Here is a 22969-nt window from a genome sequence, read left to right as displayed (position 1 = left end):
CAGGAAAAGCGTGACGAATGGATGGGACAGCTGCATCGGAATCATATTCAGCAGGTGGCCAGATGGCGACATCAAGTGCTTGCCGTACAGTTATCTATGCTAGTATGTATGTTTTTGCTATGGGAAGTGGCAGGCAGACTTCGCTGGATTGATGTGTTGTTGTTCAGTTATCCGAGTAAAGTTTTTGTCCAGATTGGCAAGGACATCGCTAGTGGCGAGTTGTGGGCACATGTTGGGGTAACCGTAGGGGAAACGGCAGTTGGTTTTTTATTGGGAACACTCGTTGGAACCTTGCTTGCGGTTTTAATTTGGTGGTCTCCTTTTTTGTCCAAAGTGTTGGACCCCTATATGGTTGTGTTCAACAGTATGCCAAAGGTAGCACTTGGCCCGATCTTTATTGTGATGTTCGGCGCGGGTTTTACAGCGATTGTCATGACCACATTGTCCATCACGGTCATTATCACGACACTGGTGGTGTATAACAGCTTCAATGAAGTCGATCCCAATTATATTAAAGTCATTCGTACGTTTGGTGGGGACCGTTCCGAGATTTTTACAAAAGTTGTATTACCTGCTTCTTTTCCGGCGATTGTATCCACCTTGAAAGTGAATGTTGGCATGGCTTGGGTGGGTGTAATTGTGGGTGAGTTTCTGGTCGCCAAACAAGGGCTCGGTTATCTCATTATCTACGGATTTCAGGTATTCAACTTCACACTTGTATTATCGAGTCTGTTAATTATTGCTGCAGTTGCAACAGCCATGTACCAACTTGTTGTCTATGCAGAACGCAAAATGCTGGCTGGCCGCAGGTGATTCGGAAATGTTTTACTCGTAATGTGACCGGGTATGGTATGTATACAATTTCACAAGGGGTGTCACGTTGCCCGATACTGTAAAATCAAGTACCATATTTAGTATGATTATTCCGCGCAGATCCGGAATGAATGCGATGATTGGAGAAGAGGGCCTTGAGGTTCTGTCGCAACGATCTAACTTGCCAGCGTCCCTCATTCGGGGCGTGTTGCTGTGACCGGCATGCATGCGCATGTCGGTTGATGTCGTCTAGTTTACATTTGGATGAGACATACTAGTCATCATAAATGAATGAGGCGACGAGCTGGCTAAGAATTTTTTTGCAGCTTAGAGGAGATGGAATGTTAAATGGGTTTTAGGGTAATTAAAACTGCAATCGCCGCATTAATGGCTGTATTGATTGCAGACTGGTGTCGCTTGCCGGGACCAACATCAGCGGGATTGCTTGCCATTCTTGGCGTGGATGTAACGAGAAAACGAAGTATTCGCACCATATCGGCGCGGTTCTTTGCTTCCGTAGTTGGACTTTTATTTGCAAGTGTACTTTTTCACTTTCTAGGCTTCCATTATTGGGTGCTGGCGGTATACATATTGATCGCATTCCCGGCTATTGTCCGGGTAGGCTTCAAAGAAGGTATTGTTACAGGTTCTGTTGTTGTGTTTCGGGTGTTCGGCGGCGGGGAGATGGACGTGCATGTCGTCCTCGTACAAATTGCTTTGTTGTTAATTGGTCTTGGTTCCGCAATGGTGGTTAACCTAGCCTATATGCCGGCAGCGGATCCACAGATGCTACGCATTCGCAAACGAATCGATGAACTCTTCTCGAAGATTTTCAAGGAATTTGCGGCCACGCTGCGTAATCCCAATGAAGCATGGGCGGGGAGAGAGCTGATTGAAGCAGATCAAGCGATCCTTGGCGGTATTGATGCTGCCAAGCGTTCTCTGGAGAATCAGGTGATTCATCCGAATGAGGAATGGAGTGTCTACTTCTATATGCGCAAAACGCAGCTGGACTCCATCCAGCACATGATGCATCTGGTGTCCCAGATCTATCAGAAGATGCCACATGCGGAAATGGTATCGGAACTGTTCGATCAGCTTAGTCAGGATGTACTTACTGAATCCTACACCGGACGAACTGAAAAACTTCTTGCGAATGTGCAAGAAGAATTCAAACGTATGGAGCTGCCGGATACAAGGGAAGAATTCGAGATTCGTTCCGCAATTCTCCAGTTGTGCCGTGAACTCGCGCTGTATCTGAAAGTCGCGAAGAAGGACAAAGCACCGTCCCCAATCTCGGACCGGTCCCAATCTACAAACGAATAATAGAAAATAGTTGTCACCCTAGACGAATGCCCTGCATACACTTGTAGTGAATGATTGTATGGAGGAGGTTTAAAGATGTCATTGAGTCATAAACATCAATGTAGAGAGATTATCACGAAGGCGATCTGCGGCAAAGGTCGTAAGTTCTCTACCGTAACACATACCGTGACTCCGCCAAATGGTCCGACAAGTATTTTGGGGGCTTGGATTATCAACCACCAATATGAAGCCGTATCAGCGGGTGACGGAATTGAAGTTATTGGTACTTACGATATCAACATTTGGTATTCCTACGACAAGAATTCGCAGACGGATGTAGCCAAAGAAACGGTCTCGTATGTAGAACATGTGCCTTTGTCCTATCTGGACCCGAAACACCGGACTTCCACAGTGGAGGTATCTGCGGATGCAACGCAGGAACCCAGCTGTGTGGAAGCCACAGTATCAGCAGGTGGAAGCAGTGTAATTATCCGGGTTGAACGGGAATTCGCTGTGGAACTCGTTGCCGAAACCAAAGTTTGTGTGAAGGTCTGCACAGATGGTTGCGGTGATTACGAAGACAAGGACTATGACTTTGGCAGTGGCGATGGAGATTATGACGATCTCGATCCCGATCTGCTCGACGATGAACTGTGAGTTTGACGCCTGTAATGGATAACCTAAGGTATCATATGCGCCAGAAGGCGCGGTGAAGAGGGCGTAAGCCCTCTTTCTTCTTAAATATTGAAAAATGGGTGGTAACGAGCCTCGCAATGTGCCTGGAATACCTTTCACGGGAAGGCTCCGCATTGCGGGGTTATTTTTATTTTTGGTTGCATGATCCGGGAGGGGGGACGTAATGAATGTGATGGAACAAGCGGAGGAAGCGCTGCGACGATATGAAAGGATGACATCTGGAGAACGTGCAGAACGGTTGAAACAGGCAGGCATTGAAGTATTGTCACTGCACGATCGGCGCAAACGTGAACCAGGCTTGCGTGTACGCTATGACGTAGAGATAAGTTGTCTGCAGGCGATCCGGATCAAACGCAAGGATACGAGTGGCATGGGAGGGGCACAGGAAACTCTGTTGGAGCGTGAAGCGAGTTCAACCTTGTTCAAGCGCGTAGAACGACTTGCGATCAAAACGTTGTATACGTTAGGACTGGATCATGGAGCTGTTCGAATGGAATCCTCAGGGAATGGCGGCTGTGCAGTGATTTCGATTGACCCGTGTCCCTGGAAAGGGGTGACCAACCTTGCTGCTACCTATAGGGAAAGCTGGAAGCAGCATCAGGAACTGCTGGATGAGGAGCAGAGTCACAGACCCACTCCGATACTCGGCATGGACCCAGAGTTTCTTCTGGTGCAGATGCCGGAATCCAAAATCGTCCCCGCCTCCAGATTTCTTGAACGTACAGGAATGGCAGGCTGTGATTCCGTGACGATTGGTGGACGGCGCATATATCCGGTTGCCGAATTGCGGCCTGCTCCCAGCTCCGAACCACGAGAACTGCTGGCTCATCTGATGAGGGCATTCGCAGCCGCTTCCCGCAGCATCAGTGATCACTCGCTCATCTGGCAGGCAGGAGGGATGCCACAACGGGGGTTACCTCTGGGTGGTCATATTCATTTTAGCGGGGTGAATCTTACCGGGGAACTGCTTCGTGCACTGGACAATTATCTGGCATTGCCACTGGCATTTCTGCAAGATCCACGTGGATCGGGAAGACGACCCCGTTATGGAGCGCTTGGTGATTTTCGCCTGAAATCCTATGGTGGGTTTGAGTACCGTACGTTACCCAGCTTTCTTGTGTCGCCCCTTGTTGCGAAAGGTGTTGTGGCCTTGGCAGGTCTGATCGCGAGCGGGTATACTCAATTACGGCAGCGTCCGTTGGCGAAAGCTGAGGTTCATGCCGCTTTTTATGAGGGAAAGCGCGAAGTGATTCAGGAACACATTCCAACTCTGGTAGATGATCTGAAGAGATTGGATGGATATGCACGTTATGAACGGTATGCGTCTCCGTTACTCCTTCAATTAAAACTGGGAAGAACTTGGGATGAGAGCCGCGATATTCGCAAACTCTGGAATATTCGGGCAGGTTCATGAAGTATGGACGTTTTTTTGATATAATAAGAAACAAGTCTTTTATAAGTGCGAGTTCAAAAAGAACGGTTTTTAGTACCGAGAAGATGGGATGAAGCTAGAGATGGAGTAGCGGAGCGTAGGAAAACTACGTGAGCAACGGACATTTGGGCTGAATGCCATATTCGACGCTGATGATGCCACTAGGGATCCTTCGTAATCAAAAGCGGACTTTTTGAACAACCTTTATAAGTGAGAGCTACGGAAGATATGGAGCAGCAACCTTTGAAGGAAGTGGCGATTAGCCAACACATAAGGCGGAGGCGCAAACACAGTGCCTGACCGTCTTATTGTCCTTCCAGGACGCGTTTCTTCCTGACATTATAGGAACGGGATGGAGGATATTCATCATGGCTCAGTATACGCCAATGATTCAACAATATTTGCAAGTGAAGGCCGAAGCACAAGATGCTTTTTTATTTTTTAGACTGGGTGACTTCTATGAAATGTTCTTCGAGGATGCGATTAATGCTGCTCGTGAACTTGAGATCACGCTGACTGCACGTAACGGGGGCACGGATGACAAAATCCCGATGTGCGGTGTACCTTATCATTCGGCTGACAATTACATACAGCGTCTGATTGAAAAAGGATATAAAGTTGCGATATGTGAACAGATGGAAGATGCCAGTGTAACCAAAGGCATGGTACGACGTGAAATTGTTCGTGTGGTTACACCCGGAACGGTAATGGAAGGCAAAACACTAGGGGACAAGTCCAATAACTACATGGTGTGTCTTACAGGTAATCAAAATACGCTGGCGCTCGCGGCCTGTGATCTGTCAACGGGTGAGTTGTATGTGACTTCGGTACCCTATTCCAAGGAATGGCTTAAGGATGAAATCGGCATCTATGAACCATCGGAGCTGGTGGGGGATGCAGCGCTGCTCGAAACGGTAGAAGCCGAGGCATCTCCAATCGGTCGCCCTGTGGTCTACACGGCGTGGACAAAGAACAAGGAAGAACTGGTCCGTCAGCAGTTTGGTGAGGCTGTATGGGCAAGATTAGAGCCTGAACGTCAAGCGTGCATTGCACGTCTTTTCTCCTATCTGAGTGAGACACAGAAACGTTCTCTGGGACAATTAACCCAAATCTCAACGTATGAGCCGGATCATTATATGATCTTGGACCCGTTTACCCGCCGGAACCTGGAATTGGTTGAAACCGTGCGTGAACGCTCCAAAAAAGGTTCATTGCTCTGGTTGCTTGATCGGACCGAGACGTCCATGGGTGCAAGAATGCTGCGTCGCTGGGTCGATAAGCCATTATTGCAAAAAGGGAAGATTAATGAGCGTCTTGAAGCAGTGGATACGTTGTACAACCAGTTTATATTGCGTGAGGACCTGCGTGCAGAACTCAAAGACATCTATGATTTGGAGCGCTTGGTAGGCCGAATTGCGTTTGGTAATGCCAATGGTCGTGACCTGAATGCGCTCAAATCATCGCTGGAGAAAATTCCAGGACTCCGTCAGCATTGCGCAGGATCATCTTCCGCAACACTGCAGCATATTGCCGAAACGATGGATGATTGCAATGATCTGCGTGAAGCGATCGGGCAAGCCATTGTGGACGAGCCGCCTGTATCGGTAAGGGACGGAGGCCTGATTCGTGAAGGGTATCATGAACGTCTGGATGAATTGCGTGAGGCTTCGGTCAACGGGAAACAGTGGATTGCAGAGCTGGAAGCGCGAGAGCGTGAGGCGACGGGCATTCGATCGCTGAAGATTGGATATAACAAAGTGTTTGGTTATTATATCGAGATCACCAAGTCCAATCTGTCCGCGCTGCCAGAGGGACGTTATGAACGTAAACAGACACTTGCCAATGCAGAACGATATATTACGCCGGAGTTGAAGGAAAAAGAGACGCTGATTCTCGAAGCTCAGGACAAAATGGTTGATATTGAGTATGGACTATTCGCAGAGCTGCGCGAGCGGCTGAACAAAGAGATTGCAAGATTGCAGAAGCTGGCTGAACAGGTAGCGGAAATTGATGTGTATCAATCTTTTGCGGTGATCAGTGCTGAGCGCAACTTTGTACGGCCCACGTTGACCGACGGTTATGATCTGGTTGTGGAAGAAGGACGCCATCCGGTCGTTGAGGCGGTCATGCGAGATGGTGCATTTATTGCCAATCACACGGCAATGACCAAGGAAGAGGCACGTATTCTGCTGATTACTGGACCAAATATGGCTGGTAAGAGTACGTATATGCGACAGGTCGCTTTAATCTCCATTTTGGCACAAGTGGGTTGTTTTGTACCTGCAGCTCAGGCGGAAGTGCCGATCATGGATCGTATTTTCACACGGATCGGTGCCGCGGATGATCTCATTGGTGGACAAAGCACATTCATGGTGGAGATGGCCGACATTCAGGTCATGACGGACAAAGCCACACCACGCAGTCTGATTATAATCGATGAATTGGGACGGGGAACGTCAACCAGCGAAGGCATGGCTATTGCTCAGTCTGTTATTGAATATGTACATGATATCATCGGCTGTAAAGCCCTTGTATCAACTCATTTCCATGAACTTGCTCATCTGGAGGAGAGTCTGGACAAGCTGGCCAACTACTCCATGGCGGTACAGGAGAGTGGTGACAAAGTTAATTTCCTACGCAAATTGATTGCCGGGGCAGCCAGCAGCAGTTATGGTATCTATTGTGCGCGCCTTGCAGGTCTGCCTGATAGTATTATTGAGCGGGCGAATGGACTTTTGCATGGGTTTGAACATGCGGCAGCTCAGGTTGCGGTGAGCAGTGAATATATCGGAAACGAGAAGCAGGAAGAAGGCTTGAAATTAAAAGATGGAGAGCTCCAACACACGGATTCAGCGTCTATGCTCCGGGAGCATGATACTGCGGAAAGTGCAGATTACACATCTCCTATTGAAGATTCGACCGGGGCTGGGAAGCAGCATGCCAAGAAATCAAACAGCAAAGCACAGTCCAGCGCAAACCATTCGGATGTGGTTCAACTGTCCATCTTTGGGGATGATGAGCCGAATGTGGCAACGAAACCGGATGTAGTTGCGGTGGATAAACCAGCGCGAGAATTCATCCGTACGATGAAAGATATCGATGTCATGAATATGACGCCTCTTCAGGCGATGCAGATATTGAATGAACTCAAATTGAAGGCACAGCAATTATCCTGAGTATAAGGGAGGGGAAAACCTGTGGCGAAAATACATGTGCTTGATGAACATATTGCCAACCAGATCGCGGCGGGTGAAGTGGTCGAACGGCCTGCTTCAGTTGTCAAAGAGTTGCTCGAAAACTCGGTGGATGCAGGCGCCACCAAGATTGAAGTGACGGTGGAAGAGGGCGGACTCCTCAGTATTCGTGTCAAAGACAATGGTTCAGGTATCGAGCCAGAGGATATGGAAACCGCCTTTTATCGTCACGCGACCAGCAAAATAGCTCATGGCCGAGATCTGTTCCAGATCACAAGTCTTGGATTCCGTGGAGAAGCCTTGGCGAGTATCGCGGCAGTATCCAAGGTAGAGGTATTGTCGGCAAGTGACAATGACGGGCGAGGACGCCGCATCGTGATTGAAGGCGGGAACCTTGTCTCTCATGAAGATGCAACCTCACCCCAAGGTACAGATTTTGCAGTGAGAGAACTATTTTACAATACACCTGCCAGACTCAAATATATGAAAACGATCCAGACGGAACTGGGACATATATCAGATGTCCTTTACCGAATGGCGATGTCTCACCCAAACATTTCGTTCCGACTGCGCCATAATGAGAATGTGTTGCTTCAGACATTGGGTAATGGCGATCTGCTGCAAGTGGTTGCAGCGATCTATGGGACAAGTGCTGCCAAAGCGATGCTTCCCATCCGGGGTGAAAGTCTGGATTACCGGGTGAGCGGGCTGATCAGCCTGCCAGAATGGACACGAGCGAATCGTAATGGTATGTCAACGATTGTTAATGGGCGATTTGTTCGCAATTACGGTCTCAATCAGGCGATTCTCAAAGCCTACCATACCTTGCTGCCCATTAATCGCTTTCCACTTGTCGTGGTGCAGTTGGAGATGCACCCCTCTCTTGTGGATGTGAACGTGCATCCAGCCAAGTTGGAGGTTCGCTTCAGCAAGGAACCAGAACTGTATGAATTTATAGAGACGACGTTGCGGGGTATACTCCGGCAGGAGGTATTAATTCCACAGGTCAAAAAACAGCAGATTCGACGTGGAGACGATAGTTCCTTTATTCAGGAACAATTTCTCTTTCCACGTGGTCCGCTGAAAGACCAGTCTGATGCAGAAGGGTATGGGCAAGAAGGTCCACTCGGGAAACCTTCTAATGCATTGTTAAAGTTGACTACGGAAGATGATGATCTGGATTTGGATGCTCCGGCGGATGTGTCCGCAGTACAGCCGGTATCTGAACAGAAACAAACCGTGCCTTTGCCCGAAGCTCCACCTGAGGTTACACACCCCCCTGAGCAGTTAGAAAGTTGGAACGAGGATATTTTGCAGAAGGGGGCGAGTAATGATGGGGGGCAGACAATCTCTAAAGTGCAGGAAGGTACTAAGGATGTAAGTACAAGTTCAAGTACAAGTTCTACCGAAACTGTTCCCAAATCTGACCTCTCTTCTCAAGATGGTGGGGATCGTGGAGCAACAGAAAAACCGTTGGCTGAAGGTAAACCAGCTACGTATCGCTCCGAATCTGTAAATTCACCGGTTAGGGAAGCTCGGTCAACCTACAACCCGTCTTCGATTGCAAGAGGCGAACGGACGTGGAAAACCTCAGGTCTACCTGATGCCACTAAACTTGCTGCAGCCATTAAATCGGATGCATCCATGCCCGAATTTCCTGAGCTGAGTCTCATTGGACAGCATCATGGTACGTATTTGATCGCGCAAAATGACCAGGGTTTATATTTGATTGATCAGCATGCCGCTCATGAACGTGTGAATTATGAATACTATTACGAGAAATTCGGTAACCCTGCCCAGGCCTCACAAGAGTTACTGCTGCCTATTACGTTGGAGTTTACACCTTCGGAGACGGAAAAGCTGAAAACAAGACTGGCTTGGTTCGAACAGGCGGGTGTATATTTGGAGCATTTTGGTGGACAGACGTTCCGTGTGCGCTCCCATCCGTTTTGGTTCCCCAAAGGGGATGAGAAAGACATTATCGAAGAGATGTCCGAATGGGTTCTAAGCGAACGCAGCATAGATGTAGCCAAAATGCGAGAAGCTGCATCCATCATGTGTTCCTGCAAGGCGTCTATCAAAGCCAACCAGAAGCTGACGGATCAGGAAGCAGAAGTGCTGATTCAGCGTCTGGGTTCTTGTCGGCAGCCGTACACTTGTCCGCATGGGCGGCCGATTGTGGTTTCATTTTCAACGTATGATCTGGAAAAATTATTTAAACGAGTGATGTAGCTATTTAGGGGGACATTATGTACATTACAACCGGTGACAAGGAGATAGCCTCTCAGGTGGGGCGTGCACGTAAGCTCGCCGAAACGACGGGAGGTATCTACGTACCGCGCAATAGAACGTCTTTACCCAGACTGATTGAACATTACGGTATCAACGAAATCCTGGTCGTGCTCAATGGCAGAGCGCGTTTGTTTCGCAAAGATGCGACGGAGCTTGAGTTTCACCCCAGTATGGGATTTGTTCGCGCTAAACGTGTTCTGAGAGGTGAAGCCGATCCTATGCTGGAAGCTGGTGCAGTACTCGAAGGAGACACCATTGTTGATTGTACCGCTGGACTCGGTTCAGATGCGCTGGTATTTTCGGTTGCGGCTGGGAAGAGTGGACAAGTCATCGCCTGTGAAAGTTCTCAACCGCTCTATACCCTGTTGCTGGAGGGCATGTCTCATTATAAGAGCAATCAGCCCTTGGTGGATGAGGCTTTCCGGCGCATAGATCTGCGGCATGTGGATCATCTTGAGTTACTCCGGTCCATGCCGGATCGAAGCTGTGACACCGTATATTTTGACCCCATGTTCCGTGAACCGATGATGGATTCAAGTGCTATACAGCCCTTGCGAGATTATGCTAATGCTCACGCGCTGGATGAACAGAGCATTATGGAAGCGAAACGGGTTGCCCGTAAACGGGTAGTGATGAAAGAAAAGCGCGGCAGCGCGGAGTTTGACAGGCTCGGATTTGAAATACTTGATCGGGCGAATGCAAAAACCCTGTACGGAGTGATTAATGTTGAACGTGGAAGTTAAACCAAAACCCAAACTGCTTGTGTTGGTTGGACCAACAGCAGTAGGCAAAACAAGAATGAGCATCGAGCTTGCCCAAGCTTTCAATTGTGAAATTATCTCAGGGGATTCAATGCAGGTATATCGTGAAATGGATATCGGAACAGCCAAGATTACCTCTGAAGAAATGAAGGGTGTACCTCATCATCTCATAGATATTCATGAACCGGAGTACCCGTATTCTGTAGCCGAGTTTCAGGAGAGTTGCACACGATTAATTAGTGAAATCCATGAACGTGGTAAAATGCCTTTTATTGTAGGTGGCACCGGTCTGTATGTGGAATCGGTATGTTACGGCTTCCAATTTTCCGATAGTGGTTCGGATGAAGCGTTCAGGGAGGAACAATTCAGCTACGCTGAGCTAAATGGAGCTCAGGCCCTTCATGATCGATTGAGGGAAGTTGATCCGGTCAGTGCAGATCGTCTGCATCCGAATGACCAAAGGCGAATTGTACGTGCGCTTGAGATCCATCACCTCACAGGCGAGAAGTGGTCTGATCAGCTGGCAGTACAGAAGAAAGAGTCACCTTATGACCTTCTTATTGTTGGTTTGACAATGGATCGCCAGAAGTTGTATGCCCGGGTAGAAGAACGGATTGATCTGATGATCGAACAAGGTCTGGTAGATGAGGTGAAATCCTTGTTGGAACGAGGAGTGGCCAGAGGTCATATTTCCATGCAAGGACTGGGATATAAGGAGATTGCAGCGTTCCTGCAAGGGGAAGTGAGTTGGGAAGCTGCGGTGGAGTGGTTGAAGAGGGATACGCGCCGGTTTGCCAAACGGCAGCTTTCCTGGTTCCGCCATATGAAGGATATTAAATGGGTGGACATGACGGATACCAAGGATTTTGAAGGAAAATACAAGCAGATAAGTGAATTGATTACACGGAAATTTGATTGATTTGAGCGATGATTAGTATTCTTCTGACAGGCATCGAATAGATCAAGATATGTAAACCTCTACCTTTTGGTTGTCAAAAGGATAGAGGTTTTTATTTATCACTAGAATAGGTTGTTGAGATTAAGGATTCGCTAAACAATGAATAAATGAGCTTTGAAATGAAGAGTTTGTCCCTCTTTTGCAAAACTGGCAAGCGGTGTATAATGGATAAGTCTTCTATTTGTTCGCCTCGCCAAGAATGGGTGTAAAATAGCAGACAAGGGGTTTTTGTGGATTATATGAAACTGTTCATGATATAATAGCACGAAAGCTACTCAGCGATATTGAATATTACTTGAACACGAATTCAAATGAACCAATGGGGGTACGGCTAATGAACAAGTCCATCAACATCCAAGATACGTTCTTGAACCAACTGCGGAAAGAAAATATTCCTGCTACGGTCTATCTGACCAACGGCTTCCAAATCCGCGGGACGATCAAGGCATTTGACAATTTTACGATCGTCATTGACAGCGACGGACGCCAGCAAATGGTCTACAAGCATGCCATCTCCACGTTCACGCCGCAACGCAGCGTATCGCTGATGCAGCAAGATAACAGTGGCGAAGCTTAAAAAAATTACGAAACCTTTTCACCAACCATTTCGTCTACAAGTATAGGTATTGAAACAGAGCAACCTGAATAAAGGGTTGTTCTTTTCATTCCGGGCAAAATATGTTTAATATATGCCTGAGCCTACAGACGATTAGAAATTATGCAACCGAAAGGGAGTCAGGAGGTAACATGCCAAACGATCCGTTGTCGAGGTCTAACAATCGCAACAACAATAACAAGTCACCCAAAAAAGCGAAGCCAAAGACCTCTAAAAAGAAAAAAATTACGGGTAAACGCGTTGGATGGACACTGTTTTTCACAATGGCAATCGCCATATTCTGTGCACTAGGCGGATATTTATTTATTATGGTGAGTGGTGAAAATCTGCTCAAAGCCAACAAGGACAAAACTACAATTAATGAAACTTCAAAAGTATATGATCGCAATGGCCAATTAATGGGGGAGCTATCCATTCAGAAGCTTGACCCCGTCAAAGAAGATGATATTCCTGAGCTGGTGAAGCAAGCCTTTGTTGCAACAGAGGATAAGCGATTCTACGATCATCAGGGCGTGGATATCTGGTCCATTGGGCGGGCGGCGGTTAAGGACGTCATGGCTCGTTCCATGGTGGAAGGTGGTAGTACATTAACCCAACAGCTTGCCAAGAACATGTTCTTGTCCCGTGACAAAACGTTCTTCCGTAAAGCAACGGAAGTATCGATTGCCATGGCATTGGAGCGCAAGTACACAAAAGACGAAATCCTGACGATGTATCTGAACCGGATTTTCTTCGGTCATCAGCGTTACGGGATTAAAGCAGCATCTGAATTTTATTTTGGAGAAAAAGATTTGAATAAGCTTGAATTGTGGGAAATTGCCACACTCGCCGCGATGCCCAAGGGGCCTTCTGCCTACAATCCGGTGAGCAATCCAAACGATTCCAAGGCACGGCGTGGTGTTGTACTCCAGCTAATGTATGAACAAGGCTACATCACGAAGGAAGAGATGGATAAAGCTAAAGCAGTAGATTATAACTACAAGCGACCAGAAAAAGATCAGAAATATCAAGCCTTTATCGATTATGTGCTCCGTGAAGCTGAACGTGTAACAGGCAAAACGGAAGATGATTTGAATATCGGCGGATACAAAATCTATACAACTATGGATGCTCAGGCTCAAACAGCCATGGAAACTGCTTTTACAGATGATAATCTGTTCGAGGCAAGTAAAGACGATCAACAGGTCCAAGGCTCCATGGTTATCATGAACCATGAGAATGGTAGCCTCGTTGCCCTCTTGGGTGGACGGGATTATCAGACTAAAGGTTATAGCCGTGTAACGCAGAGTCGAAGACAACCAGGTTCAGCTTTTAAACCGATTGTGTCTTATGCACCGGCGCTTGAATCAGGCAATTACAGTGCCAACTCCTCGCTGAGTAATGCGAAGCAATGTTTTGGTAACTACTGTCCTGGTAACTTGCATGGATATTCTTCAACGATCAGTATGACGGAAGCAATTACGAAGTCGGAAAATATTCCTGCGGTCTGGCTGCTTGATAAAATAGGCGTTAACACAGGCATTAATTTTGCCAAGAGTGTAGGTATACAGCTGACAGATGAAGACAAAAACTTGGCGATTGCCCTCGGTGGTCTAAGTAAAGGTACAAATACACTTGAAATGGCGCAAGCCTATAGTGCATTTGCCAACCTCGGAGAATACCGTCAAGCCTATTCGATTAAGGAAATTAAGGATAGCGCAGGCAAAACCACGTACAAACACGATAATTCGGACACAACGCGTGTCATGAGTGAGCAAAATGCGTATCAGCTTACACAGATGCTGCAGAACGTTGTTAATGACGGTACAGGGCGTTCAGCGCGTCTGGATCGTCCGGTAGCGGGTAAAACAGGAACTGTTCAAAGTGGCATCTCTGGCAACAGTGCCAACCGTGATGTATGGTTTGTTGGATACACGCCGGAATGGACTGCCGCAGTCTGGATGGGTTATGACAATCCGGATGCCAATCATATGCTTAAGAACAGCAGTAAGCTGTCGGCAGCTTTCTTTGCCAAAGTCATGGGAGATGCTTTAAAAGGCGTTCCAGTGAAGCAATTCAAAGCACCAGCTGGAGGGCAGGCACCTCCGCCAGTAGAAGAACCAGAAAAGCCGGCTCTGTCCGTTAGTGGGCTGAGTGGATCATACGATCCAAATGCACAAACCGTCTCTCTGAGTTGGACTGGAACGGGTGACGCGAGTACGCAATATCGGATTTATCGGAAAGAAACATCGGAAGCCCAGTTCACTCATCTCATTGATTCAATTGGAGCGACCAATGCACAAGATTTAAGTGCGTTGCCTGGTCTAACCTATGAGTACTATGTGACAGCTTACGACCTGGCATCAGGACTTGAGACGGATCCTTCCAACACCATTTCCTTGATGATTGAAGCACAGGAAATGCCGCCGGAGGAACCTGATCCTGGTATAGACCCTGGAACAGAGATAGATCCTGAGCAGCCAGGTACGGAGAATCCGGACAATGGTTCACCGGATAATGGCAACTCGAACGGTAATAACAGTAATGGAAATGAAAATGGCAACAACGGAAATGGTAATGGTAATAACGGAAACAATGGCAACGGTGGCAATAACGGTGGACCCGGCCAAGGAAACGGTCAACCTGGGGGAGGAAACACGACCCCACCTGGTCAGGGCACAACAGAGCCAGGCGGTACCGATGAAGGCTCCGATGATGGGGGCGTAACAACGCCGGGCGAGGTTGTAACTCCGGACAGCGGAACAAGTGGGGATACTGGAGGAACAGATGCACCTGTAGATTCTCAAGCTGGTACCGGCGGCTAAGCCATTAAATCACTAAATAACTACATTGAAAAAACTGCTTCCCGGAAAACCGGTGAAGCAGTTTTTTTGTTATACGGAACAACTCTCAATGGAAGCTGATTTGATGAATAGGTGGGACAAAGCTTGATTTTGAGTGTAAACCTTAAATATGGTAAGCTGTAACTATTCGTAATACGTTGTGCAAGGGCGGGCCCAGAGCGCTGGAATCCATCAGGCGGACGTTATTACATTGTTCACCAATAACATCAGAGCAGGTCACGGACCTGTAGTCGGCAAAGAGGGGTTCGTATGAAACGGAAATTCGGGGACCGCGCGAACTGGCGCCGGATTACGAACCGACAATTCACATGCCGGTTCGTTCAATCCAAAATTTTCACAGGTTATATTACGTTGTACACCATACAGGATTTAAAAGAACCTTTGTGGAAAACTTATGGAGGCAGTACCTTCTGTATCGCAGATAAAGGTTATTCCTGGCTGCAATACTATCCGAAGGGAGAGCACTTTGTTGTTACGGCGATGTTTGACGATCAGGAACGGATTGTAGAGTGGTACATTGATACATGTCGTAGTCAGGGGATAACCGATCAGGGCGTTCCTTGGTTTGATGACCTGTATCTGGATGTCGTTGTACTGAAAGATGGAGAAGTATTTTTGCTGGATGAAGATGAGCTTGAAGATGCACTGTCACGGAAACATATTACTACGGGTGATTATGACCTGGCGAACAAGACGGCTAAGGAACTGCTGCATGCCATTGATGCACATGTATTCCCATACTTTCAGTTATCACTGAAGCATAGGCCGAGTTTGTTTGAGAACGGAGAGTTTCGAAAAAACATTCAGATTTGAGACATCTACTTATCCGTAGAATTCTTCATGATCCTTCTAATATTGGAGCACCTGATAGAATACATTAATAATCAGGAGAGTTCAGCCCGATAAAATAGAGGTGATGGCGAATGAACGGACGGGTCATGGCTGCAGGAGAGCAACCAGGAGGCAGACCATCCAGACAAATTAATATTGTGTTGCGTAACCAGGAACCTCAGATGTTGGTCAAAGATGAAGCAGCGGCAGTACAGGCAGCCAAGAGTATAACCAAACATGCGCACTTCCAGGAGATACAGGGTGAATTGGAGCAATTGGTTGGACTTGAAAATATCAAAGACTTGGTATTTGAGATCTATGCTTTTCTACAGATTGCTCAGATGCGTACTGAAGCAGGTTTACTTAGTGGTGCGCACGTGTATCATATGATCTTCAAAGGCAATCCGGGGACCGGTAAGACCACCGTGGCGAGGATCGTTGCCAAACTCTTTCAGAAGATGGGTGTGTTGAGTAAAGGGCATCTTATTGAAGTAGAGCGTGCGGATCTGGTTGGGGAATATATCGGTCACACGGCGCAGAAAACAAGAGATTTGGTCAAGAAGGCACTCGGTGGGATATTGTTCATTGATGAAGCTTACAGTTTGGCCCGCGGGGGAGAGAAGGATTTTGGCAAGGAAGCTATTGATACGCTTGTAAAGTCCATGGAAGATAACAAAAATCAGTTTATACTGATTCTTGCCGGGTATTCGGAAGAAATTGATTTTTTTCTCCAGACGAACCCTGGATTACCTTCCCGTTTCCCCATTCAAGTGGAGTTTCCAGACTATAGCATTGATCAGTTGATTCAAATCTCTGAGATTATGGCCAAAGAGCGTGATTATATTCTAATGCCTCAGACCATACTCAAGCTAAAGCAACATTTGCTTCAGGAAAAAAATGATTCGCTGCATGCGTTCAGTAACGCCAGATACGTTCGTAATGCCATTGAGCGTTCGATCAGGCATCAGGCGGTTCGTTTGTTGGAACAATACTCTGAAGGCAGTCCAGGAAAGCTGGAGCTGATGACAATCCGTACAGAGGATTTGAACTTTGAGCGAAAGTAAGCGATAATATAGTTTTTACACCAGCCGGCCGGGCCAACCGGTTCGGCTTAAGGCATGCCATGGCATATTCGTGGTAATGAATATCAACGGAATAGTAATTAGAGGGAGTGAACATATACATGACAAATGGCACACATGATACAGATATGGTCAAAAAAGATCGCGCCGTCTTGGTGAGTCTTGTTACGGATGATGTAAAACGTACAGGTATCAACCCTGAGTACTCTTTAGAGGAACTGGTGAAACTTGCCGAGACAGCTGGAGTGGAAGTGCTAAGTGTACTTTCTCAGAACAGGGAAAAACGTGATACCAAATGGTTCATTGGTAAAGGTAAGGTGGAAGAGCTCCGTGCAATCGCGGAGGAACTCGGAGCAACTACGGCTATTTTTGATCAGGAATTGTCAGGTGCGCAGGTTCGTAATCTGGAAGAAACCCTTGATCTCAAAATTATTGACCGTACCCAACTGATTTTGGATATCTTTGCACAACGGGCCAACACTAGAGAAGGTATTATTCAAGTGGAATTGGCTCAACATAGTTACTTGCTGCCACGGTTGTCTGGTCATGGCAAGAACCTGTCCAGACTCGGGGGCGGAATTGGAACAAGAGGCCCGGGTGAAAGCAAGCTGGAGACAGACCGCCGTCACATTCGTGGTCGTATCGATGATCTGAAGCGTCATTTGGAAGAATTGACTCGTCATCGTAAATTGCATCGTGAACGCCGCAAAAAAACAGGTATTGTACAGGTGGCACTTGTTGGTTATACCAATGCTGGCAAATCGACCTTGCTCAAGCAGTTGACGGCTGCAGATGTGTATATTCAAGATCAGCTATTCGCTACTCTGGATCCAACATCACGTACCATGGAACTTCCAAGTGGTAAAGAAATCGTCCTTACCGATACGGTTGGTTTTATTCAAAATCTGCCACATGATCTGATTGCAGCTTTCCGGGCAACGCTGGAGGAAGTGAATGAAGCTGATCTCATCCTGCATGTTGTGGACGCCTCATCAGCTATGCGCGAAGATCAAATGCGGACGGTTAACACAATTTTGCAAGAACTTGGTTCAGGGGACAAGCCGCAGTTAGTACTGTATAACAAAAAAGATGCATGTACACCAGAGCAGCTTGAGATGCTTCCATTGGATAAAGGCCATATTAAAGTAAGCGCATTAGACTCTGAGGATCTGCTTAAAATCCGTGAATTAATTCAGACAGAGCTGACAGGTGATACGAAACGCTTCCGTATTCCAGCAGAACGTGGTGATCTAACGTCCATACTCTACAAAATTGGTGATGTGGTGGATACCAGCTTTGAAGAGAATGATGTCATTTATGAAGTTGAATTGCAAAAAGGTGAATATGAGAAATTTGGTTATATGCTTGAAGAATTCATTGAATTGTAATATTCATGACATATTGGTGTGATAAGTTGACACGATAATAGATAATTCAACGTCAGATTCGTGCTATGAAGGGGAATGAAGTAAGATGGTAAGCTTTGATTCAGAAATATCTGAACTTCAACGTCAAGTGGAGCGTCAGATTGAAGGACAACTGCAACAGATTGATCGGATCACAGATCACAATCAATGGAAGGTGATTAATGCTTTTCAACAGCGAAAAGTAAGTGATTTTCACTTTGCAGGTTCAACAGGTTATGCCTATAACGATCGTGGGCGTGAAGTGCTTGATGAAGTATATGCTGATGTTTTCGGCGCGGAGGCCGCGTTGGTGCGTCCTCATTTTGCTTCAGGTACTCATACGATTAGTACAGCTCTCTTTGGCGTTTTGCGTCCAGGTGACGAATTATTGTACATCACGGGTAAGCCTTATGACACATTGCATAAAGTTATTGGCAAACCCGGTGATGGCACAGGTTCATTATGCGATTTTGGCATCGGTTACCGTGAGACGGCCTTAACTGATGAAGGTGGAGTGGACTGGGCAGCAGTTGAAAAAAGCATTACACCAGCTACAAAAGTCATTGGGATTCAACGTTCACGGGGTTATGACTGGCGCTCCTCTTTCTGCGTTGCTGAGATCGCTGAGATGGTTACGCGTGTTAAAGCGATGAAGGAAGATGTTATCGTATTCGTAGATAATTGTTACGGTGAATTCACGGAGGAACGTGAACCGACAGAAGTCGGAGTTGATCTGATGGCCGGGTCACTGATCAAGAACCCTGGTGGAGGCATTGCGGAAACTGGTGGATACATATGTGGGAAGGAACAATACGTACAGTTGGCAGCTTATCGTCTGACAGCCCCTGGAATTGGGGGAGAGGTGGGAGCAATGCTGGGGACAACACGTGGCATCTACCAAGGACTTTACATGGCACCAACAATTGTAGGACAAGCTATCAAAGGAAGTACGTTTGCTGCTGCGATGTTTGCTGAATCCGGATTTGTAACCAAACCCGCCTGGAATGAAGCTCGCACAGATCTGATCCAGGCTGTTAAGTTTAGTTCTGCTGAGCATCTGATCGCCTTCGTGCAGGGGATTCAGCGTGCAGCAGCTGTGGATAGTCATGTGGTTCCTGAACCGTGGGATATGCCGGGCTATGAGCACCCTGTCATTATGGCGGCAGGTACGTTCATTCAGGGTGGAAGTCTGGAATTATCAGCCGATGCGCCTATTCGGGAGCCGTATATCGGGTATATGCAAGGCGGATTAACGTACTCTCATGTCAAATATGGCGTTTTAATGGCGTTACAGACGATGAAAGATCGTAAATTATTGTGAGTTTATCTAACACGTCATTGACACTTGGTAATAACTAAATGTACAATAGGGTGAAGAATAGATGACTGGAAGGTTGATGAACATGGGTGATGAAATCCGCAGAAATATGGCCTTATTCCCAATTGGTATTGTAATGAAACTTACGGATCTGTCTGCACGTCAGATTCGTTACTATGAGCAGCACAGCTTGATCGTTCCTGCGAGAACGTCAGGTAATCAACGGTTATTCTCTTTTAATGACGTAGAGAGATTGCTAGAGATCAAGGCTTTGATTGAAAAAGGAGTTAACATCGCGGGCATCAAACAAGTGATGAATCCTGTTTCAAAAGAATCCGAGGAAGCTACAGTGATCACGCCAGATACTGAAGTTAAACGCAGAGAGCTGTCCGATACGCAGTTGCACCGCTTGCTGAAGCAGCAGCTTGTATCAGGTAAGAGACCAGGACAAGTATCTCTCATTCAGGGAGAGCTTTCCCGATTCTTTAATAAAAATTAAATTCGCATAACTTGGCGAGTGAGGGGAAAACATGCACTTTTGGTGTGAGACTCCTTGACCCGTGGAACTTTCTAATGTACAAATATAACAGGCAAGCCAAATACGCAGATAAGAAAGGGAGAGGTTATAGTGAGTTATACAAAAGAAGACATTCTCCGCATTTCGAAAGAAGAAAACGTACGATTCATTCGATTGCAATTTACTGATTTGCTTGGAGCTATCAAAAACGTTGAGATTCCTGTGAGTCAGTTGACTAAGGCTCTGGATAACAAAATGATGTTCGATGGATCTTCCATTGAAGGTTATGTACGTATTGAAGAGTCCGACATGTACCTCTATCCAGATCTAGATTCTTGGCTTATTTTCCCATGGGTTGCAGAGAACCGTGTTGCACGTCTGATTTGCGACGTATATCTTCCGGATGGTAATCCGTTCCCAGGAGATCCACGTGGCATCTTGAAACGAAACCTGAAGGAAGCCCAAGATATGGGATTCACTTCCTTTAACGTTGGTCCTGAACCCGAGTTCTTCTTGTTCAAAACAGACGAAAAAGGAAATCCAACTAACGAACTGAATGACCAAGGTGGTTATTTCGACCTTGCGCCTACGGATCTTGGCGAAAACTGTCGTCGTGACATCGTTATCACACTTGAAGAAATGGGCTTTGAGATCGAAGCTTCCCACCATGAGGTAGCTCCAGGTCAGCATGAGATCGACTTCAAATATGCTGATGCTCTGAAAGCAGCTGACCAGATCCAAACGTTCAAACTCGTTGTTAAAACGATTGCACGTCAGCATGGTTTACATGCTACATTCATGCCGAAACCACTGTTTGGTATGAACGGATCCGGTATGCACTGTAACCAATCCTTGTTCAAAGGCAATGAGAACGCATTCGTTGATGAGTCGGACGAGTTGGGTCTGAGCAAAACTGCTCGTCACTTCATGGCTGGAACTCTGAAGCACGCACGTGCGTTTGCAGCAATTACTAACCCAACTGTGAACTCATACAAACGTCTTGTACCAGGTTATGAAGCACCTTGTTATGTAGCATGGTCTGCTAGTAACCGTAGCCCAATGATTCGTATTCCAGCTTCCCGTGGTCTGAGTACACGTGTTGAGGTTCGTAACCCGGATCCGGCTGCTAACCCTTACCTGGCTTTGTCTGTTCTGTTGAAAGCAGGTCTGGACGGAATCAAACGTGAGCTTTCCTTACCAACTCCGATTGACCGTAACATCTACATCATGTCAGAAGAAGAGCGTGTGGAAGAAGGCATTCCAAGCTTGCCAGCTGACCTGAAAGAAGCATTGAATGAATTGATCCGCAGCGAAGTAATCTGTGATGCTCTCGGCGACCACGCCTTGGCTCACTTCTATGAGCTGAAAGAAATTGAGTGGGATATGTACCGTACACAAGTCCACCAATGGGAACGCGATCAATATATCACGTTGTACTAATAGCTCAATCCCTTGGCGCTCTAGCGCTGAGGGGTTTTTCTTTTTGTGGGCAAGTACCTATATATTTAAAGAAAAATCAAAGTGCCCACAAAATATTTTTCTATTCGAAAATTTCTTCAGTGAATTTCTCAAATCTATCTATATTGCTTTTCTGGATCTTGCCTGAGATGTGGGCATATACATCTGATGTGATCTGAATGCTTCCGTGACCTAATTGTTCTTGAACGAATTTCATATCTGCCCCTGACTCAAGTAAAAGAACCGCGCAGGTATGTCGGAGAGAGTGAATGGGGAGGGATGGGAGATCACAACGTTGTAAGATGCGGGAAAAGGCATTGAACAATGATGATTTAGGCATGAAGTTTCCATCTTCCCTACATAGAACCAGATCAAGGTCATGGTGGTATCTATCCCCAAGTATCCCTTTGTTATGCTCCTGCCACTCTCTGTGAAATTTAATGTCATTTACTAGATTTGTAGTAATTTTTATTTTTCTGTCTGATTTATCTGTCTTAGTGTCACCGAATAATTCTTCTTTGTTTTTTGCTATAAAATCTAGAGTTTCATCAATTGTAATGAAATGATTATCCAAATCAATATCGATCCATTTTAGAGCAGCTGCTTCGCCTTTTCGCATACCAGTTTCAATTAACACTCGGAAAAATATCCAGTATACATAACCATAATGACGAGAGTTTTGCATAAACAATGGTATATCATCGGAATCAATAAAGTGAACTTCCTTCTTTTTGCGCTTAATTTTAATTTCGACACCTAGACATGGATTTTTTTCTAATTTTCCGATTATAACAGCTTTTTGTAAGGCGTTATGCATTGTGGAATGAATCAATTCAACCGTACGTCGGCTGTATCCTTTCTCACTAATATGGTTTATAAAATTTTGGTACATAATTGGCTTCACGTCTCGTATAAGCATATTTTTAAAAAATGGGATAATATGATTTTTAATGTTGTTCTGATGAAGTAATAGTGTATTCTTACGAACACTTCCTTTCTTATATTCGTTGATCCAAAAATCCAGATAATCTTGTAATGATAAATCAGATTGTTCATAGCCAGCAGCAAGTTTTCTTTCAAATTCTCTAACTGCCAACTGCGCTTCTTTTTTTGAATTGAATCCTCTTTGTGCCTTCTCTCGAAATTTCTGTGTGAAAGGGTCCTTGTACCTTAGTCGGTACTCCCATCCAGTCCCATGTTTTTTTATAACTAGCCAAATAAAAACCTCCCATAAAGAACGTATGTTCTGTTTTTGTATATGTTAAACCGTCTTGCAACGGTGGAAGCGCAAGATTACATAAAGCTATGTAGTTCAGGTGGAATAGAGCAGCGTCTTAGTAACTGTTCCTTCTTTTCCCCAAGTTCTGGTTCAATTGTTGCTGTCAGTAACTTAATTGCAAACTGATTTGCCTGTCTTTCGTATTTTCCTGCATTAAAGACCCCATAG

17 protein-coding genes are annotated in these 22969 nt (G+C 46.1%); 16 read left to right on the top strand and 1 reads right to left on the bottom strand.

Annotated features, from left to right (window positions below):
* Window positions 1-21 precede the first annotated feature (21 nt).
* The 16 genes from ACETMN_RS19210 to glnA all read left to right on the top strand — a co-directional run bounded on the left by ACETMN_RS19210 (window position 22) and on the right by glnA (window position 21504).
* Window positions 22-813, top strand: coding sequence for an ABC transporter permease (locus ACETMN_RS19210; RefSeq protein ID WP_373419790.1), 792 nt, complete (start codon window positions 22-24; stop codon window positions 811-813).
* 348 nt (window positions 814-1161) lie between these two features.
* Window positions 1162-2139 (top strand): aromatic acid exporter family protein, encoded by a 978-nt coding sequence (locus ACETMN_RS19205; protein ID WP_091011949.1) that lies wholly within the window; start codon window positions 1162-1164, stop codon window positions 2137-2139.
* Window positions 2140-2214: 75 nt separating this feature from the next.
* Window positions 2215-2775: an outer spore coat protein CotE gene (locus ACETMN_RS19200; protein ID WP_062835006.1), complete on the top strand. Its 561-nt coding sequence runs from the start codon at window positions 2215-2217 to the stop codon at window positions 2773-2775.
* A gap of 202 nt (window positions 2776-2977) precedes the next feature.
* On the top strand, window positions 2978-4228 hold the full coding sequence (locus tag ACETMN_RS19195; RefSeq protein ID WP_256974854.1) for a putative amidoligase domain-containing protein: 1251 nt from the start codon (window positions 2978-2980) through the stop codon (window positions 4226-4228).
* Between the two features lie 386 nt (window positions 4229-4614).
* The gene (gene mutS / locus ACETMN_RS19190; protein ID WP_091011950.1) at window positions 4615-7422 is read left to right on the top strand and encodes a DNA mismatch repair protein MutS; all 2808 of its coding nucleotides are present in this window, start codon (window positions 4615-4617) and stop codon (window positions 7420-7422) included.
* Between the two features lie 21 nt (window positions 7423-7443).
* The gene (mutL, locus tag ACETMN_RS19185; protein ID WP_091011952.1) at window positions 7444-9672 is read left to right on the top strand and encodes a DNA mismatch repair endonuclease MutL; all 2229 of its coding nucleotides are present in this window, start codon (window positions 7444-7446) and stop codon (window positions 9670-9672) included.
* Between the two features lie 17 nt (window positions 9673-9689).
* A complete protein-coding gene (locus ACETMN_RS19180; protein WP_091011953.1) occupies window positions 9690-10475 on the top strand; it encodes a class I SAM-dependent methyltransferase in 786 nt (261 codons plus the stop codon).
* Window positions 10456-11412 carry a tRNA (adenosine(37)-N6)-dimethylallyltransferase MiaA gene (miaA, locus tag ACETMN_RS19175; RefSeq protein ID WP_411734960.1) on the top strand — a complete coding sequence of 319 codons (957 nt, stop codon included), beginning with the start codon at window positions 10456-10458 and terminating at the stop codon, window positions 11410-11412. Before ACETMN_RS19180 ends, miaA begins: the two co-directional genes overlap by 20 nt.
* Before the next feature lie 373 nt (window positions 11413-11785).
* Window positions 11786-12028 (top strand): RNA chaperone Hfq, encoded by a 243-nt coding sequence (hfq, locus tag ACETMN_RS19170; RefSeq protein WP_017687918.1) that lies wholly within the window; start codon window positions 11786-11788, stop codon window positions 12026-12028.
* A 170-nt stretch (window positions 12029-12198) separates the two neighbouring features.
* Complete coding sequence (locus ACETMN_RS19165; RefSeq protein ID WP_411734959.1) at window positions 12199-14871, top strand: PBP1A family penicillin-binding protein; 2673 nt, start codon at window positions 12199-12201, stop codon at window positions 14869-14871.
* Between the two features lie 288 nt (window positions 14872-15159).
* Window positions 15160-15723 (top strand): DUF402 domain-containing protein, encoded by a 564-nt coding sequence (locus tag ACETMN_RS19160; RefSeq protein ID WP_036672757.1) that lies wholly within the window; start codon window positions 15160-15162, stop codon window positions 15721-15723.
* A 110-nt stretch (window positions 15724-15833) separates the two neighbouring features.
* On the top strand, window positions 15834-16805 hold the full coding sequence (locus tag ACETMN_RS19155) for an AAA family ATPase (protein WP_062834999.1): 972 nt from the start codon (window positions 15834-15836) through the stop codon (window positions 16803-16805).
* Between the two features lie 119 nt (window positions 16806-16924).
* Complete coding sequence (gene hflX, locus ACETMN_RS19150) at window positions 16925-18211, top strand: GTPase HflX (protein ID WP_091011958.1); 1287 nt, start codon at window positions 16925-16927, stop codon at window positions 18209-18211.
* Window positions 18212-18296: 85 nt separating this feature from the next.
* Complete coding sequence (locus ACETMN_RS19145; protein ID WP_091011960.1) at window positions 18297-19550, top strand: aminotransferase class I/II-fold pyridoxal phosphate-dependent enzyme; 1254 nt, start codon at window positions 18297-18299, stop codon at window positions 19548-19550.
* Between the two features lie 82 nt (window positions 19551-19632).
* Window positions 19633-20046: a MerR family transcriptional regulator gene (locus tag ACETMN_RS19140; protein ID WP_017687924.1), complete on the top strand. Its 414-nt coding sequence runs from the start codon at window positions 19633-19635 to the stop codon at window positions 20044-20046.
* 129 nt (window positions 20047-20175) lie between these two features.
* A complete protein-coding gene (gene glnA / locus ACETMN_RS19135; RefSeq protein WP_036613569.1) occupies window positions 20176-21504 on the top strand; it encodes a type I glutamate--ammonia ligase in 1329 nt (442 codons plus the stop codon).
* Between the two features lie 100 nt (window positions 21505-21604).
* Here the strand turns inward: glnA and ACETMN_RS19130 are convergent, their stop codons facing one another.
* Window positions 21605-22741, bottom strand: coding sequence for a tyrosine-type recombinase/integrase (locus tag ACETMN_RS19130; protein WP_411736426.1), 1137 nt, complete (start codon window positions 22739-22741; stop codon window positions 21605-21607).
* Window positions 22742-22969: the final 228 nt, after the last annotated feature.

This window comes from Paenibacillus sp. M2, from assembly GCF_046713495.1.
GTDB lineage: Bacteria > Bacillota > Bacilli > Paenibacillales > Paenibacillaceae > Paenibacillus > Paenibacillus amylolyticus_B.
This window is presented reverse-complemented; position numbering and strand designations above follow the sequence as displayed.

Coding starts and splice junctions, on each gene's coding strand:
- ACETMN_RS19210 (WP_373419790.1), top strand. CDS start 22: ATGGGACAGCTGCATCGGAATCATATTCAGCAGGTGGCCAGATGGCGA.
- ACETMN_RS19205 (WP_091011949.1), top strand. CDS start 1,162: ATGGGTTTTAGGGTAATTAAAACTGCAATCGCCGCATTAATGGCTGTA.
- ACETMN_RS19200 (WP_062835006.1), top strand. CDS start 2,215: ATGTCATTGAGTCATAAACATCAATGTAGAGAGATTATCACGAAGGCG.
- ACETMN_RS19195 (WP_256974854.1), top strand. CDS start 2,978: ATGAATGTGATGGAACAAGCGGAGGAAGCGCTGCGACGATATGAAAGG.
- mutS (WP_091011950.1), top strand. CDS start 4,615: ATGGCTCAGTATACGCCAATGATTCAACAATATTTGCAAGTGAAGGCC.
- ACETMN_RS19180 (WP_091011953.1), top strand. CDS start 9,690: ATGTACATTACAACCGGTGACAAGGAGATAGCCTCTCAGGTGGGGCGT.
- miaA (WP_411734960.1), top strand. CDS start 10,456: ATGTTGAACGTGGAAGTTAAACCAAAACCCAAACTGCTTGTGTTGGTT.
- hfq (WP_017687918.1), top strand. CDS start 11,786: ATGAACAAGTCCATCAACATCCAAGATACGTTCTTGAACCAACTGCGG.
- ACETMN_RS19165 (WP_411734959.1), top strand. CDS start 12,199: ATGCCAAACGATCCGTTGTCGAGGTCTAACAATCGCAACAACAATAAC.
- ACETMN_RS19160 (WP_036672757.1), top strand. CDS start 15,160: ATGAAACGGAAATTCGGGGACCGCGCGAACTGGCGCCGGATTACGAAC.
- ACETMN_RS19155 (WP_062834999.1), top strand. CDS start 15,834: ATGAACGGACGGGTCATGGCTGCAGGAGAGCAACCAGGAGGCAGACCA.
- hflX (WP_091011958.1), top strand. CDS start 16,925: ATGACAAATGGCACACATGATACAGATATGGTCAAAAAAGATCGCGCC.
- ACETMN_RS19145 (WP_091011960.1), top strand. CDS start 18,297: ATGGTAAGCTTTGATTCAGAAATATCTGAACTTCAACGTCAAGTGGAG.
- ACETMN_RS19140 (WP_017687924.1), top strand. CDS start 19,633: ATGGGTGATGAAATCCGCAGAAATATGGCCTTATTCCCAATTGGTATT.